Origin of the sequence: Arthrobacter sp. KNU-44, assembly GCF_051843155.1 — a bacterium.
In the GTDB taxonomy this organism is placed as follows: Bacteria; Actinomycetota; Actinomycetes; order Actinomycetales; family Micrococcaceae; genus Arthrobacter.
This window is the reverse complement of the sequence record NZ_JBPXNG010000002.1, coordinates 1,729,472-1,743,658: the sequence shown is the minus strand read 5'-3', so window position 1 is coordinate 1,743,658 and position 14,187 is coordinate 1,729,472. Positions and strand designations below refer to the sequence as shown.

Sequence of the window (14,187 nt, the reverse complement as noted above, 5' to 3'; positions counted from 1 at the left end):
ATCCTTTCTAGGAAGATTTGTTGTGCTTGGATGCGTAGATATCGCGGCCAGCAGCAATGGAGCCGCCAGCCGGGTTGTTTTCGCCGGAGCGGTTGCCGGATTCGTGCACCGGGGAGCCCTTGGGAGTTTTACCCTCGGCGCGGGCATAGAGTTCGGAGATCTTCTTGGCAGACGCCTCGAAGCTTGCCGCGTCCGTGCCGGTGACGAGGTCCTGGTAGTCCTCCGGTACCGGGTGCTTCGCCAGTGCAGCGAGACGGGCGTTGTCGGCCTTGAGCCGAGCAGCCTCGGCGGCTGAGTCTGCAGCCGCCTTGTTCGCCCGCTCGATGTCCGACAGTTTGGCGTTCTCCGCGGCCTGAATTTTCGCCTCAGCATCAGCGGCTCGCTTTTCGGCAGCGGCCCGAGCGTCGCGCTCAGCCTGCAGAGCCTTGAGCCCGCCCTCACCAAGCTTCTCGTTGGCCTTCGCTGCTTCAGCGGCGGCAGCGTCAGCCGCAGCCTTTGCGGCAGCATCGGCAGCTGCCTGTGCAGCGGCCTTCTCAGCGTCGGTCTGATCCTCCATGACCGCGTCACCAAAGGTGAGCCGGTGGAAGCCAAGCAGCTTCTGAATGCCGCCCGGGGCGGTGATGTCGATACCGTGGGGAAAATTCTTGCTCAATTCGAACTCCTTATTGGATGCCGCATCGCACGGCGAATAACCCTGCCCGCATCGCACGGAAGGGAGAGCGTGAACCGCCGGAGCGGTTAGTGGGCGTGGACTCCGTCATGGACGGCTTCTGGAAAGTTGCGACGTATTGCAAACGCCGCGGCCTTCAACTGCCTGTTTTTGTCGTTGGCTGGCAACGACTCAATGAAGGCTCTGATCTCAGGGTCGTCAGCTTTGAGCGCGTCGGAGTACATGGTGTAGTACTTGTCCGGAAGGTAGCCGGGCGGGTAGTCCGACTCTTTACCTATGCGGACAACCGCACAGTTGCAGTCGCCATGGAACCCATCGCCCTTGCCAGTGCCGCGCCGATCGCCGGCGGACTGCTTGGACAGGTAGACGGCGTCGCGCGAGGCGAGCACCAAGCACCAACTGCATGTCTTGGCGCCGGTCGGCACGCGGGCCCATCGAGCGCCTTCGCGCTTGGCGTTGAAGGCGATCGCATCGCGGCCCGGCTGCTTCACGTACTTGTCCGTCGCCGTCAGCAGACCGCCGAGCATCGATGCAGGATCCGGGGTCCACAGCTGCCCGGCGAGGTAGCGGACTTTCGCCTCCACTGCCGATGCTGGAATGCCCGTGGAAGCAGCCGCTGCGCGGAACACGCCAGCAGCGCCGGAAGCTGCCCGCAACTCGTCGTAGTAATCCAGAGCGAGCGATTCTGCGACCGGTCCATACTCAGCCACCAACAGCGGGACGAACTCCAGTAGCGCGTTGCGCACCGCTTCAGGCTTTGCAAGATTCAGTGAATTGAAAAAGCCCTCAAGCTCACCCTTCACCAGATCGCTCAGAGCTGCACTGTCCGAACGGAACTGCTCAATGATCGCCAGGTCAGCCACGACTACGGCCCAGTAGTCGGAGCATTGCTGAACACCGGAGCGTTGGACGACTTGGAAGCCGCCAGCAACGCGCCAAGCTTCGCGGAGGACTCCGCTCGCTTCGCATACGCCAGGTTCCGCTCGATCTTCGACTTGGACAGCCCGTATTCCTCCATGGCGACCTCAGGGTCACCGTCGGGGAACGCTGTCGTGTACTTCAAGGCCGCATCGGCGCGCGACGAACGAGTCGGTGTGCCAGCGTTCGCAAAGTTGGCCGTCAGCCCGCGCAACTCGGAAACCATCGCCGGCGTGGTCCCGCCGTGCTTGACTGCCAGGATCGTCCGGGCCAGCGACTCGTGCGCAATCTTGTAGCTGATATCCCGCTCATGCTCAACCATGGCAACCATGTCCGACTCTGTAGCGAGAATCGCATCAGCAGAGGACGGATTGTCATGGATGATGCCGAGATAACCGACCGGGATTGACAGCTCACTGGACACCATCAAACCGATGGTGCGCATCATCTCCGAATGCGGTTGCATCGAAGCCTGCTGAAGCTGCTTGATGTCCGGGCGTACAAGCTTCTGCTCGTCCTCATCGAACACGTCAGGCAGCGCCCACATGCCGCCGATCAAGGCTTCGAGAGGCGAGATTCGCTTACCGTCCGGGCCGGTGAAATGCGCCTCGTCAGCGCCAAGCAATGCCCGCTGCGGGGCAGAGAAGAACTCGGCAGTAACTTCCTGCCGGAGCATCGTTCGCACGCCCTTGTCGATGTAACCCATCAACGGGCGCGTCACCCTGGACCGGCCAAACTGGCGGGACAGCGACCAACCCCAGATATACGGGATGCAGGGAATGAGGCCAGACAAGTTCTCAATTTCGCGCGTGACCATCCAGCCGTTCTGGCCAGAATCCAAGCGCAACGTCTTGCCCGGAACGTACAACAAAGCCTTAGTGGCCGAAACCATCTCAAGAGCCAGTGTCACGCGGTTCGTCCGGGCGTCAACTTCCGCCGTGGCCTCGAGTGCCGTGCGGGCCGCGACGATCACATCAGGCTCGGCAAGATCCGAATCGCCAGGGGTCACAAAGACGAACGCGACAGAATGCTGCAAAGACGACTCAATTGCCATCCGTTCTACGGCGCCAAGGTAGTTGTCCTCGAAGGTCTCGTTGACCTCGTCCAGCAGCGTTGACGGGCGCGGAAGGGTGAAGCCGTCAGGGCGGATCCGCGACGCCGGAACCTTGATCCCCTTCGACGCCCAGCCAATCGGCGTCTGAAAGTCGATCATGTGCGGCGGAACCGAAAAGCCGATCTTGTCCAGACGCTTCTTGTCCTCGACGTACGCTTCCCGCAGCTTGTTACGCGAGGCCTTACGCCGGATCGTGGACAGCATCCGGTAAAACGCCGCCGACTCCTCAAAAGAGAGCTTCCGAACCACGTCGAGAACAGCCACAAGCGTCACCCCTAACCAACAATTGCGTATCGCTTCTTCGCAGGCCCAGGACGGGGCCGCTTGGCGAACTTGACGGCGCCGAAATGGGCGCACGTGACGGAAACGATCGGAGACAGATCGACATCAAGGCTCAGACGATTCCACTTGAATGAGCCCGGACGGTTCTTGATTTGATCCTGCACCGTGTTCTTCGCGGAAAGATCAAGATGCTCCTGCCCGAAGTGCGAGACCGCCGGATACTTCTCCACGGCCTCATGCAAACCAGCGCACGCCTGCGTGTACTCAGCAGCACCAAGGATGAACACCTTCATCCTCTTGGCCTTCAACGGCGCTTCGAGCAAGTCCCGGGCGGGCGAGAACGAATCAATGACGATCGGGAAACGCCGCTTCGCTCGCTCCCACAACCACTCAACAAGCGCCGTCGTGCCACGCTCATCGAAAGGAGCGTCAGCGGCCAACTCAAGATGGATGTCATCGCCTTCAGCAAACGTCGAAACACCGATGCTTACTTTGGTTCGCTCCGGGTTCATGTCCACGCCGTATGCGGCAACAGGCCACTCAGGATCCGGGTCATCAATCGCCAGGTCATCCCACTTAGTGAAAGCACGCTTGCCCGCCTCGGTAGGCGTAGGCCACATGTTCAGCCGCTCGCGCGCAAAAGAGCGAGGCGAGAACTCATGGAGCTCATCCTGGACGGTCTCCAAAAGCACGCGAATGCCAAGGGCCGGGTTAGCGGCCGCCCAGTTCTTCGGATCCTGGACAAACGCAATAAGCGTTGCCTCATCCATCCGGTCGACGTCGCCCTCAGGCGAATGCTCAATCCATGCAGCACGCTTGTTCTTACCCAAGACGGCGTTATTGCGGACCCGCACGAACGGCTCGCCGCGCTCTGACAAATCCCGGGGCGGGGTGCCCATGAAGATCGTCACCGGGTCGCCGGAAGGAGCGGCCGAGATCGTCGGTTTCAGGGCCTCCTGCTCGTCCTCTTCGTACTCCTGGGCTTCGTCAACAACAAGGACATCGAAGGAACTACCGCGTCCGGCGCCGCCCGTTCGGGCGCCCAGCTCAATCAAGCCTCCGTTGTGGAGCTCGATGGCCTCTTGGCCGTTCGTCTTGCGGATCTCTTTGACGAGCGCATTCAGTTCAGGAAACTTCGCGTGCGGGTCGTTGACCTTCGTCCCAAAGAAGAACATGAGGCGCTTGAACGCCTTGCGCGCAGACCCGAGCAAATGCGAGGTGTGCAGGATCTTCAGTCCGAGCACAACAAGCATGTACAGTTCGACGGCCTCAAGGCTGCCGTTCTTGCCATTCTGGCGAGGCACGGACAAACCCCACGTGCCAGCACACCAGCGACCCGTGGTCGTCGTCCGCAGCCACGCCCGAACAACCGTTTGCTGCCACTCGTCCAGCGTCAGGCCATACGCGCCAGCCAAATCAATCGCGGCCTCAGCGTGATCACACGAATAGCCACGGGGCGCCGGGACAATATGGAGCCGGGGCGTCTGCGAACCCTGCAACAGACACCACCACCCGTCAGGCCTTCTTCAAACCCCGAGCCTTGATTCGATCAAGCGGGGTGACGTTCTCGGCGGCCGGCACATGCTTTTGAGCGGCATCACTGCCAACGGCGAGCTTGGCCAAGATAATCGCGAGGGCCGTCGCCTGCTGCCGGGCCTCCGAAAATACGTTCTGGAACTTCACCTCGACATTGATATCGAGCGAGTCGTCACTGACCAGCGAATCGATCACCCGAAACTGCATCAAGTTCAGAACGCCCTTGCCCTGAATGATGTTGTCGAGCTCGTCCAAGCGGTCGGCCAGGCGCGCGCACTCAAGCACAAGAGCATTGCGCGCGACGTCGTTGCCGGACATCGCCGCCCACAAAGCAAGACCACGCTCACCAAGGCCCGCCGGAACATCCACGCCGACCTCCTAGAAGTTTGGGGGCGCGCCATCCGCGAGGGCATTTTGAATCTGGTCAAAATGCCCTACGAGCAAACGGCGCGGCGGCTACAAAGACGGCCAGGGGAGGCCCGCCGGCCTCACGAGCCAGCGCGGGGGGATATTTCGCTAATGCCTAGGGGTGCGAGCGGGAGGCCCCCCGGGAGGGGACCCTCCCCATACCCCCGATATGGGGTTCGGAAATACGAGTTTTCGTATCTGGGGTTATCCACAGTCACCATCGACGGCTGGTTTTGAGCGGCTTTGCTGCAAGCACTGATTGTGTTTTCGGTGCCGTCCGATTGCCTTTGGATTGGTTGCAGCGTCGGCAGCACACTGCAACGTTGTCGAGCGCGTCTTGTCCGCCGTTGGCATGGGCAACGATGTGGTCTACCTCTGCGCTTGGTGGCGTTCTACTTGTCTCGTAGTCGAGCATGACTCGGCAATGCGGGCAGTGGGTTAGGCCTTGGGCTTGGGCGAGGCGCAATGCCTTGGCTCGAAGTTTCTTCCATTGACTGGTGCCTGTGCGTGAGGTTGCCACGTAGACTCACCTGCCATGGGACTGAAGGAGTTACTTTGATGAGCAGCGACTATGAGCTGATGAAGGATTACCACAAGGCAAACGTGTCGGTGACGGTCGAAAAGTGAGCCATTGTGACGGTTGAAAACTGAGCCACCTGTTCCAAACGATTGGGTGGGTGATCACAGTGGAGGATTGGGCGCTTATTCGGCGGTTGCATCTTGCCGAGGGTGAATCGATGAGGTCGATAGCGGCGCGGCTGGGTATTTCCCGGAACACCGTAGCGAAAGCGGTCAGTGCCGACGGTCCGCCAACATATGTGCGTGCGCCGCAGGACTCCGGGATCAAGGCCGTGGAACCGGCCATCCGTGCGCTGTTGCGGGAGAACCCGCGGATGCCGGCTACGGTGTTGGCGGAGCGTGTGGGCTGGTCCGGGTCCCCGGCGTGGTTCCGGGAGAACGTGGCCCGGATCCGGCCCGAGTATGCTCCACCGGATCCCGCTGATCGGATCAGTTACGAACCCGGAGACCAGGCCCAGTGCGACTTGTGGTTCCCGGAGGTGCGGATACCCGTCGGGAGCGGGAAGCTTCGGGTTCTGCCGGTATTGGTCATGGTGTGCTCGCATTCGCGGTTCATCATGGCCCGAATGATCCCGTCCCGGATGACCGGGGACCTGCTGGCCGGGATGTGGGCGCTGATCGGGTCCCTGGGTGCGGTTCCGCGCCGGCTGATCTGGGACAACGAAACCGGCATCGGCAGACGGAACAGCTACGCCGCCGGGGTCGCGGCGTTTGCCGGGGTCCTCGCGACCAGGATCGTGCAGGTCAAGCCCTACGATCCGGAGAGCAAGGGCGTGGTGGAGCGGGCCAACCAGTTCCTGGAGACCTCGTTCCTTCCGGGCCGGACCTTCGCCTCGCCGGAGGACTTCAACGCCCAACTTGGCCAGTGGCTGCCCATCGCCAACGCCCGTCTGGTCCGGCGGACCGGTGCCCGGCCCACGGAGCTTCTTGGCCGGGACAAGGCGGGGATGCTGGGACTGCCGCCGGTTCCGCCCGTGACCGGATTCACCGCCAGGGTCCGGCTCCCGCGGGACTACTACGTCCGGATGGGATCCAACGACTACTCCGTCCACCCGCAGGCGATCGGCAGGTTCGTCGATGTCACCGCGGACCTGGAAACAGTCACCATCACCTTGGACGGCCGGGGCGTCGGGAACCACGCAAGATCCTGGGGCGCCGGCCTGACGATCACCGATCCGGACCATGTCGAGGCCGCCCGGACGCTACGGAAAGCCTTCCAAAACCCGGTCCCCGCCGCAGACACGGCCGGGTTGCGGGATTTGGCCGACTACGACCGGGCCTTCAATGTCGTCCTCGATGACGGGCAGGTCGCCTGATGACCGAAGCGAAGGAAACCGCCGGCCAGATCGAGTACTACTCCCGGGCCATGAAGGCACCACGGATCCGCGAAGCAGCAGCCAGGCTCGCGGACCAGGCCCGTGAGAACGGCTGGACCCACGAGGAATACCTCGCCGCGGTCCTCTCACGGGAAGTCGCCGCCCGCGAAGCCTCCGGCGCCGACTCCCGTGCCCGGGCAGCCGGGTTCCCAGCCCGCAAGTCGCTCGAGGACTTCAGCTTCGACCACCAGCCCGGCCTCAAACGCGACACCATCGCGCACCTGGCGACCGGTGCGTTCCTCACAGAGGCCTCCAACATCGTCCTGCTCGGACCGCCCGGGACCGGCAAGACCCACCTCGCAACCGGGCTGGGACTGCGTGCCACCCAGCTGGGCCACCGGGTCCTGTTCGCGACCGCCATCGACTGGGTCGCCCGGCTCCAGTCCGCCCACCAGAGCGGGAGGCTGCCCCAGGAACTGGTCCGGCTGCGCCGCTACGGGCTGATCATCGTCGATGAGGTCGGCTACATCCCGTTTGAACAGGACGCCGCAAATCTGTTTTTCCAGCTCGTCTCCTCACGCTACGAGCACGCCTCCCTGATCCTGACCTCGAACCTGCCGTTCGCCCGCTGGGGAGACGTGTTCGGAGACCAGGTCGTCGCCTCAGCCATGATCGACCGCATCGTCCACCACGCCGAAGTCCTCACACTCAAAGGCTCCAGCTACCGGCTCAGACACACACGGACAGACTCACTGCCCTCGACAAGACCGGAAAATACGGCAGAATAACCAACGTCAACGTGGCTCACTTTTCCACCCACGAAACGGCTCACTTTTCGACCATCACTGACAAAACGCCCTCCGAGAGGCATGGGCAGCGGCCGGCAACAAGCCATGTGATCACCCGGAGTTCATGGCAGAGGTCCTCTACGCCAGTCGAACCGGTGACGAGTTCTGCACGACGTGCGGGTTTAATCGCTAGCACAATTGGCTCCTGCATGGAGTAGGCGCGTAGCGTCGCCTCGTTCTTAGGCCGTAGATCAGTGATCCCACCACGATGCCAGGGGCGCCCGGGTTGATCCTTGGCCGCGCTTTGGGTGACTTGCCCAGTACCGGCCTACGGTCTCCATATAGGAGAGTTGAAATAGCAGGGTGTGCAGGGTTCGAACCTGCGATTCCGGTTTTGGAGACCGGCGTGATGCCTCTTCACTAACTCCCCAGATGGCCCGCGCTCATGGGGGTTTGCGCGGGCCGGACGCCTGCCTCTCGGCGGTGCCTCGATTCGGGGAACCATTGTGGTTCCCGTGAGCTGGCAGGCTTCGAACCTGCTTGGAGCCAACACCACGGCTTGTTCCATCCGCCGGTGCCTCGCAGCCCTCCCGCCGTTCATGTCCGGCGGGCTATGAAATTGTGTTGTGTGCGCGCCCAATGTGGAAGTTTTGGGCACGAAAAAAGCCGCCCTGTTCATCAGGTGCGGCTTGGTGCTGGGTACGACAAATACCCCTCAGTGACACACTTTAACACAACCGTGCGGCTTCATGTGCGGCTTTCTTCACGGCGTGTTTCGTACCATGCGTCAAGTACTTCGTGTGGGTTGTAGGTGGGCGATGGTTTGCTTTCGACTGCCTTGAATTTGCCACGGCGCACCCAGTTTCGGATGTCCATCCCGGTCACGACGATCCTCGCGTTGTCCCTGAGCCAGGGCACTAGTTGGCGGGTTGGCATTGGGGGTGCGATGCCTCTGACGCGCTCGCGGTTGGCTGCATGGTTGACAGGCGGTTCCTCTGGCCCGCTGACGAGTAGTTCGGCTTTGGTTACCCAGTCTCGGATCATCCAAGCCATGCCAGCGGCGCGAGGGTCCTTGGCGTGTTCTGATGCCAGAGTCTTGTTGACTGTCCGAAGGTTCTCTTGGAGTTGCAGCGCGTCGAGGTTGATGGGCGCAGCGCTGCCGGGTTTGCTGCCACTGTTCCATCCGCCGCCGGCTGGCCTGACGTTGTCGAGCTTGGCGATGGTGACGCCAAGCGCGGCGATCATAACGGGCACTTTGTCCAACCATGCCTGCAGGTCCCGGACGCATTGCGTGCAGAGGTAGGTGCTTGTCCAGTTCGCGCAGTCTTCCGTGGTGCATTCGTTACTCAAGCCTGATCTCGCCTTTCTTTGGGTTGGGTCACTTGGCGGACTTGGAAGGCTTTGGTGGCGAGCACGAGGATCCGTTCGTCGTCGTCTCCGTAGTTCCAGAATCCGACGCGTCCGGCTTCGTAGAAGTAGACCTCGTGGGATGACACTTGATGCTCAATGCCGCCGTCGTAAACCGAGTAGGCGAAGTTGCGTAGTGGCCGTGGCGGTTTGGGCTCTTCAGTCTTGCCGTGGAAGGTCACGGCTTGCCTCCGTTGTGGACGATGTTCTTGCCCCAGAGCCGCACATGGCTACCGGTGATCGTGGTCATGTACCGGGGAAGCGCCATGGTGTTGTCGTTGGCGAGTTGCCTGAGTGATTCGAGGGCGAAGTCGTAGCTGGAGCCGCTGCTGAGTGACATGTCCTCTGCCAGTGGTCGCAGTCGTTCTTCGGCGATCGGCAAGGCGTAGTAGCTCTTGCTTTTCATCGGCTGCCTCCTGCTTCGAGTTTCTGGATTTGCATGCGGAATCCGGTGGTGACTTTGACGGGTGTGCGTGGGTCGATGTTGTGGTTGAGGGCGTTTTGGGCGAATGCGAAGACGTCGCCGACTGTCATGCCGATCTTCTTGTCGTCGGCGGCGTGTTCGATCTTGATGTTGCTCATGGCTGCTCCTGGGTGATGGTGATGTCGAGTCCGCTTAGGTTTTCGGCCCAGACTTTGCGGATGTTCCAGTGGACGATTCGGGCGTCGTCTTTGATGACCTTGGATTTGGTGAGGGCGTCGCCTACTGCTCGTTGGAGCTTGTCGAGGTCTGGCGTGCCGGCGGGTACGTCCGGGTACTTGGTTGTGCGGGGTTTCGGTAGCCGGATCTCGCCGCTGATGGACACTGGCCCGTCGACGGTCGCCCAGTGCATCCCGGCCGCGGCTCTCGCTGCGCCTTCGACGGCGGCGCGCCATGCTGGCAGCTTCTCGTCCATCTCGACCAGTACGATCTTCCGTCCACGCTTGAACGCCTTTTTGCTGCCTTGCGTGGCGGGGAGCCCGTAGGCGACGACGCGCAGCGAGGTCATCGTCCGCCCCACTTCCGACGGTCACGCACCAGGGTTGGATCGTGCGGTAGGTTCGGCGGTGGGATCAGCGCGTAGTCCTTCTGAGATCCGATGATGCCGTTGGCGAAGCCTAGGTAGGCGTCGATGATCGGCTTGAGCGCTCGCGTCATGAGCTTGAATCCGTGCTCGATGGACCGCTCGTGCCGATGGCAGGCTTCGATGGCGCGGAACTGGTCAGGGAACGTGGCCCGGACTTCGCAGGGCTCGCAGGTGTACGTCCAGCGGCACTTACCCTCTTTGCGGATCATGGTTCTCCTTCAATGACTGAAGCCGCCTCCTCCGAGACGGCTTCGTGGTGTTTTCCGATGTGAGTTTGTGGGCGGATCCCGGCTTTGACGTCCGCCCAGCAGGACCTGCAAGTGTGTGCGTCTTGGCCTATGTGGTCCTCGCAGGGCGGCGGTTTGGGCAGTTGGGCCCTCGCCGCTTCCGGCCAGTGCGGACCAGGGTGGAAGATCGGCGCCGGGGTCTGGCATGTGCGTTCCATGGCCTTAGTGGTTGCAGCGATGGTCAGAGCGCCCAGGCTTGGGACGTCGCGGTGCTTGTCGATGAGTGACACCAGCGACGCGACGGGCCAGTCTGGTCGGATCTCGTGGAGCAGGTAGGCGACGGCCCGCTTTTGCTGGTCTGTGATGATCAAATTGGGATTCCTTTCAAGCCAAAACGTCGCCTGACTCGCCGCTGGTTGTTGCCGGTTTTCTGGGCTCTGGTGAGTTAAGAAACAGACTTGGTTGGCACTTTTAGGTGTAGGTGTGAAGGTGTAGGTGTTAGGTGCAGGTGTTACCGATGCCTTTCCTGAAGGCATCGACAAACCCTTTCCTGACCGCGTTTGAAACCCTTTCTGGAAGGGTTTCCCGAACCCTTTAACGATGGGTTTATGCAGCCTCGCCGGATACCATTTCGCGGGGGTTTATGGACCGTCCCGCCATGGCATCCTTCAAGGCTCCCCAGCTGGTCCATTCCGGGTTCTCGGCCTTCAACCGGTGGAGTTCATGGACGACGACGCCGCGGATCGTCCTGGACGCTACGGAGGCGTATGCCTTGGCTACTGCGGCGCCCATGTTCCGTTGCTTCAGTAGTCCGTCGCTGCGCATGAACGAGCGGACGAGCACTTCTTCGGTGTCGTCGTCGGTCACGATGTAGACCTGCTCAATGAGCTCCTGAGCGGCTGATTCCAGCACGTCCAAGGTCAGGCCTTTAGCCTTCGGAACGATGCGCTTCAGCCGCCAGTCCACGACTCCGCAGTGGCTCAGATCGGCGTGGGTACTCAAATGGATGAACAACCACTGAGCCATTGGGGACAGGTCAAGGAAGTCATCATCAACCCAGATGCTCACCTTGATCTGCCCGTATTGCCTAGCCATTGAATATTCCTTTCTCAGCTGTCTGGCAGCTGTCGAGGCATGCCCATATAAGATCCGGGGATGGACTTGATTTGTGGGGATACGCTCGGGATTACGTGCGGAACGTGGGTGCAGCTATGGAGCGGAGCCATTGGCGCCTTCGTTGCTGCGGTGATCGGTGGCATCGTCGCATTGATGGTTGTGCGGATGACGAACGCCCACCAACGGAAGATGGCGTCTCATGGGCGAGTGCTCGGTGCAATTGCTGACTTCAATGCTGCAATCTCCGCTCTTCCACGCAGATTTCAGGACGGGCTGGAGGTTATCCAATCCTTAGTAATGCAGGCTGACGCCGCCGGCGACAGGATGTTGATGGAGATGGATGATCTGAAACTCGCTTACGAGTTGAGTATGTGGGGCCTTGATCTAGGGGGACTTGCTGCAAAGGCAATCGAATTCCGCGATGCGGGGGATTTGGCCAAGTACGGCCAGGCCTATGCGTTGCTTCGCGACGCCAGCCGCTTTGTTACCTCACGCACAAGATACTGGGGCCGTATACCTCGAAGAGTTCGTCTTACATGGGCGGCAGAGCTTGAATCCGAGCGCAACAACATTGTGGTACAGCGAGAGAGGCTCTCGAAGTAGTCGACGTCGATCTTGGCCCCGAGTCAGCGGCCCTTCTCATCCGGCTCTGCCAAAGGATGATCCTTTCTGCCGTGATGATCCATGGCCATTTCAATGCGTCTTGAGTTTCAGGTTTCCGATCGGCCGGATGGCGAATCATGGAACCCATCCGGGCTTGGGCGTACCGTTGGCCGGGTAGGTGGTTGATCCCAAAGAAAGTAGGCAGCTGTGGCCTTGTTCCAGTTCGTAGTCCATGGGGTACTCGAAGTTGACGAAGACTTGCTCGGAGTCGCCGCGGCAAATGCTTTGGCTGACAGTAACGATCCTCAAGGCGTCGCATTTGAAGCCGGACATGCGCTTCGGCAAAACCCTCAAATCGGTCTTGAAGTGATTCTCGGGTCCGGCATCCTGGCTGACCTGAGCAAGAAGTTTGATGGCCCAGAATCGTACTACAGGGTGCATGGGTTCGGGGTACAAGCACACACAATTGAACTTCCGCCCGCTGGGCAATAGTCAAGACATCATGCTGCTACCCCGAGGGATTCGGCGGCGATCATACCCAGGTCGCGAGCGTTAGGCGGGCAGACGGCGTTCCCAGCTTGCTTGACCATCTCCCGTTTGGTTCCGGTCATCCGATAGTCCTTCGGGAATGCCATGCCCCAGGTGACTTCGTGGGGTTCGAGCATGCGGAAGGTGCAGTCCTCGACCTCGGGCGGCCGGACGCCCATGAGGGCGTGGTGGTTGCCGTTGGCCGCGAAGGTGTCTAGCGGGTCGTAGACATCCTTGGGTGCGTTCTGACCACGCAGAGTGATCATGGCGTATCGGTCAACGGTGGTCAGGGTGCCGATTGGCCTGTCAACGCCCTGCGGATTGCTCGAACCGTAGTAGGGCATTAGTAGGGACTCGTGATTCCCGCCGCCGACGAGCGTGCGCAGCGGATCGTGCACGGTGGCCGTGCGTGATGCATAGGAGCCAGACACATGGTTGATGATCAACGGCGGGTAGCCGAGGAATGCAGTCTCGTTCCGGGTGGTCTGGGTGCGCATTGCCTGTTCGATCGACTGAGCTTCCTTCCCAATCCGACCTTCCACCGGAACAAGCAGGCCGCGGGTGTAGCTGGTGGTCTGTGTCCGGTGAGGCTCGGTATCCACAGGCGTGAGGATCTGGGCCCCGCGCACTGCATCCACTGACAACCGCGCCGGTCCGTACTTTGCCAGCCCGGCCCGGATCCTGGCCATCGTCTTTTCGGCAAGCGGCTTGCCGCGGTCGCCGATGCGTTGACCTTCGATGGTCCAGTCGATCGCGTGAGATGCTGGCAGCCAGCCGGGCTCCACAACCCCGTTGCGGCACGAAACCTTGGGGCAGCGGTAGAGGTACTGTGCGCGGTAGCGGCCCCAGCGCTCGTTGGGCTTCTTGAAGACCTGCAGCGCCCGTACAGTCTCGTCGCAGGACGGGCAGTACGCGAGCGGCCGGAGCTTGTCGAAGTCCGGCTTGGTGTTGCCCTGCTTCCAGAACATCACGTACATACGGTCCCTCGACTGCGGAGCCGGAAGGCCGCCGAGCTGCGCGTGCATGGAGTTCATGTAGACGATGTGGTGCTCGTAGCCAAGCGACTTCATTGCTAGTAGCCAGGCGTCGAACATGAGCCATTTGGCGGCGTCCACGACGTTCTCAGTGATGATGATCTTGTAGTCGTGGATTTCGGCGAACCGGGGCACGTCCCACATGGTGGCCCGGGACTTGATCGCGGCCTCGTCTGGCAGCTTCTCGCCGAAGAGCGCGGTTTGGCGGGTGACGCGCTTCTTCCCCTTCGCCACGCTGTGGTTGGTGCACTCCGGCGACGCCCAAAGCATCTCCGTCGACGGGATGAATTCCGGGTCCACCTGTTGGATGTCCGCGCAGACGTGCTCAACCTCGGGGTGGTTGGTGTTGTGCGTTTCGATCGCACGGGCCCAGTGGTTCATGGCCGTCTTGACGGTTATGCCCGGGACAGCAGAAAGGCCGGTGGATGATCCGCCGGCCCCGCAAAACATGTCTGTAACTGTGATCGTCATTGGGTGTCCTCTTGTGCAAGCTGGTGCTTGACGGTCTCGATGATTGGGGGCGGCTGAGTTTCGAGTTCGTGAGGGCCCAGCAGCTCGAAAATGTCTGTCTGGCCTTCCAAGATCTCGTCCAAT

General features: G+C 61.2%; 19 protein-coding genes and 1 tRNA gene. 3 read left to right on the top strand and 17 right to left on the bottom strand.

Annotation, left to right across the window (positions count from 1 at the left end; all coding sequences use genetic code 11):
* Window positions 1-7: 7 nt before the first annotated feature.
* The 6 genes from ACSVHC_RS08935 to ACSVHC_RS08910 all read right to left on the bottom strand — a co-directional run bounded on the left by ACSVHC_RS08935 (window position 8) and on the right by ACSVHC_RS08910 (window position 5,343).
* Entirely contained in the window at window positions 8-652 is a 645-nt protein-coding gene (locus tag ACSVHC_RS08935) for a hypothetical protein (protein ID WP_439180847.1), read from the bottom strand.
* An 86-nt stretch (window positions 653-738) separates the two neighbouring features.
* Window positions 739-1,533, bottom strand: a complete 795-nt coding sequence (locus tag ACSVHC_RS08930; protein ID WP_439180846.1) for a VG15 protein — start codon at window positions 1,531-1,533, stop codon at window positions 739-741.
* Between the two features lie 2 nt (window positions 1,534-1,535).
* Complete coding sequence (locus tag ACSVHC_RS08925; protein ID WP_439180845.1) at window positions 1,536-2,966, bottom strand: hypothetical protein; 1,431 nt, start codon at window positions 2,964-2,966, stop codon at window positions 1,536-1,538.
* A gap of 11 nt (window positions 2,967-2,977) precedes the next feature.
* Window positions 2,978-4,288, bottom strand: coding sequence for a hypothetical protein (locus ACSVHC_RS08920; RefSeq protein WP_439180844.1), 1,311 nt, complete (start codon window positions 4,286-4,288; stop codon window positions 2,978-2,980).
* Window positions 4,289-4,499: 211 nt separating this feature from the next.
* A complete protein-coding gene (locus ACSVHC_RS08915) occupies window positions 4,500-4,889 on the bottom strand; it encodes a hypothetical protein (protein ID WP_439180843.1) in 390 nt (129 codons plus the stop codon).
* Between the two features lie 253 nt (window positions 4,890-5,142).
* On the bottom strand, window positions 5,143-5,343 hold the full coding sequence (locus ACSVHC_RS08910; protein WP_439181382.1) for an HNH endonuclease: 201 nt from the start codon (window positions 5,341-5,343) through the stop codon (window positions 5,143-5,145).
* Window positions 5,344-5,605: 262 nt separating this feature from the next.
* Here ACSVHC_RS08910 and istA point away from each other — a divergent pair, with 262 nt between their 5' ends.
* Window positions 5,606-6,823, top strand: coding sequence for an IS21 family transposase (istA, locus tag ACSVHC_RS08905; RefSeq protein WP_439180275.1), 1,218 nt, complete (start codon window positions 5,606-5,608; stop codon window positions 6,821-6,823).
* A complete protein-coding gene (gene istB / locus ACSVHC_RS08900; RefSeq protein WP_439180277.1) occupies window positions 6,823-7,611 on the top strand; it encodes an IS21-like element helper ATPase IstB in 789 nt (262 codons plus the stop codon). The genes istA and istB overlap by 1 nt, the downstream gene beginning before the upstream one ends.
* 359 nt (window positions 7,612-7,970) lie before the next feature.
* Here istB and ACSVHC_RS08895 read toward each other — a convergent pair.
* The 9 genes from ACSVHC_RS08895 to ACSVHC_RS08855 form a co-directional block, all read right to left on the bottom strand.
* Window positions 7,971-8,041, bottom strand: a tRNA-Trp gene (locus ACSVHC_RS08895).
* A gap of 317 nt (window positions 8,042-8,358) precedes the next feature.
* Window positions 8,359-8,961, bottom strand: a complete 603-nt coding sequence (locus ACSVHC_RS08890) for a hypothetical protein (RefSeq protein WP_439180842.1) — start codon at window positions 8,959-8,961, stop codon at window positions 8,359-8,361.
* Entirely contained in the window at window positions 8,958-9,200 is a 243-nt protein-coding gene (locus tag ACSVHC_RS08885) for a hypothetical protein (protein ID WP_439180841.1), read from the bottom strand. The genes ACSVHC_RS08890 and ACSVHC_RS08885 overlap by 4 nt, the downstream gene beginning before the upstream one ends.
* A complete protein-coding gene (locus ACSVHC_RS08880; RefSeq protein ID WP_439180840.1) occupies window positions 9,197-9,424 on the bottom strand; it encodes a hypothetical protein in 228 nt (75 codons plus the stop codon). Before ACSVHC_RS08880 ends, ACSVHC_RS08885 begins: the two co-directional genes overlap by 4 nt.
* Complete coding sequence (locus ACSVHC_RS08875) at window positions 9,421-9,600, bottom strand: hypothetical protein (protein WP_439180839.1); 180 nt, start codon at window positions 9,598-9,600, stop codon at window positions 9,421-9,423. Before ACSVHC_RS08875 ends, ACSVHC_RS08880 begins: the two co-directional genes overlap by 4 nt.
* Window positions 9,597-10,007, bottom strand: coding sequence for a RusA family crossover junction endodeoxyribonuclease (locus tag ACSVHC_RS08870; RefSeq protein ID WP_439180838.1), 411 nt, complete (start codon window positions 10,005-10,007; stop codon window positions 9,597-9,599). The genes ACSVHC_RS08875 and ACSVHC_RS08870 overlap by 4 nt, the downstream gene beginning before the upstream one ends.
* Window positions 10,004-10,294: a hypothetical protein gene (locus ACSVHC_RS08865; RefSeq protein WP_439180837.1), complete on the bottom strand. Its 291-nt coding sequence runs from the start codon at window positions 10,292-10,294 to the stop codon at window positions 10,004-10,006. The genes ACSVHC_RS08870 and ACSVHC_RS08865 overlap by 4 nt, the downstream gene beginning before the upstream one ends.
* Window positions 10,291-10,683 (bottom strand): hypothetical protein, encoded by a 393-nt coding sequence (locus ACSVHC_RS08860; RefSeq protein WP_439180836.1) that lies wholly within the window; start codon window positions 10,681-10,683, stop codon window positions 10,291-10,293. Before ACSVHC_RS08860 ends, ACSVHC_RS08865 begins: the two co-directional genes overlap by 4 nt.
* A gap of 235 nt (window positions 10,684-10,918) precedes the next feature.
* Window positions 10,919-11,407: a hypothetical protein gene (locus ACSVHC_RS08855; RefSeq protein ID WP_439180835.1), complete on the bottom strand. Its 489-nt coding sequence runs from the start codon at window positions 11,405-11,407 to the stop codon at window positions 10,919-10,921.
* 60 nt (window positions 11,408-11,467) lie between these two features.
* On the opposite strand from ACSVHC_RS08855, the gene ACSVHC_RS08850 reads away from it, so the two are divergent.
* Window positions 11,468-12,031, top strand: a complete 564-nt coding sequence (locus ACSVHC_RS08850; RefSeq protein WP_439180834.1) for a hypothetical protein — start codon at window positions 11,468-11,470, stop codon at window positions 12,029-12,031.
* A gap of 135 nt (window positions 12,032-12,166) precedes the next feature.
* On the opposite strand, the gene ACSVHC_RS08845 is transcribed toward ACSVHC_RS08850, so the two are convergent.
* Together ACSVHC_RS08845 and ACSVHC_RS08840 are read right to left on the bottom strand one after the other, a co-directional pair.
* Window positions 12,167-12,472, bottom strand: coding sequence for a hypothetical protein (locus tag ACSVHC_RS08845; RefSeq protein WP_439180833.1), 306 nt, complete (start codon window positions 12,470-12,472; stop codon window positions 12,167-12,169).
* Window positions 12,473-12,531: 59 nt separating this feature from the next.
* Window positions 12,532-14,064, bottom strand: coding sequence for a DNA cytosine methyltransferase (locus ACSVHC_RS08840; protein WP_439180832.1), 1,533 nt, complete (start codon window positions 14,062-14,064; stop codon window positions 12,532-12,534).
* Window positions 14,065-14,187: the final 123 nt, after the last annotated feature.

What these genes read in the sequence shown, in the direction of transcription:
- ACSVHC_RS08910 (WP_439181382.1), bottom strand. Translation starts at nt 5,343, where the DNA reads ATGCTCGACTACGAGACAAGTAGAACGCCACCAAGCGCAGAGGTAGAC.
- istB (WP_439180277.1), top strand. Translation starts at nt 6,823, where the DNA reads ATGACCGAAGCGAAGGAAACCGCCGGCCAGATCGAGTACTACTCCCGG.
- ACSVHC_RS08880 (WP_439180840.1), bottom strand. Translation starts at nt 9,424, where the DNA reads ATGAAAAGCAAGAGCTACTACGCCTTGCCGATCGCCGAAGAACGACTG.
- ACSVHC_RS08875 (WP_439180839.1), bottom strand. Translation starts at nt 9,600, where the DNA reads ATGAGCAACATCAAGATCGAACACGCCGCCGACGACAAGAAGATCGGC.
- ACSVHC_RS08870 (WP_439180838.1), bottom strand. Translation starts at nt 10,007, where the DNA reads ATGACCTCGCTGCGCGTCGTCGCCTACGGGCTCCCCGCCACGCAAGGC.
- ACSVHC_RS08865 (WP_439180837.1), bottom strand. Translation starts at nt 10,294, where the DNA reads ATGATCCGCAAAGAGGGTAAGTGCCGCTGGACGTACACCTGCGAGCCC.
- ACSVHC_RS08855 (WP_439180835.1), bottom strand. Translation starts at nt 11,407, where the DNA reads ATGGCTAGGCAATACGGGCAGATCAAGGTGAGCATCTGGGTTGATGAT.
- ACSVHC_RS08850 (WP_439180834.1), top strand. Translation starts at nt 11,468, where the DNA reads ATGGACTTGATTTGTGGGGATACGCTCGGGATTACGTGCGGAACGTGG.
- ACSVHC_RS08845 (WP_439180833.1), bottom strand. Translation starts at nt 12,472, where the DNA reads ATGCACCCTGTAGTACGATTCTGGGCCATCAAACTTCTTGCTCAGGTC.
- ACSVHC_RS08840 (WP_439180832.1), bottom strand. Translation starts at nt 14,064, where the DNA reads ATGACGATCACAGTTACAGACATGTTTTGCGGGGCCGGCGGATCATCC.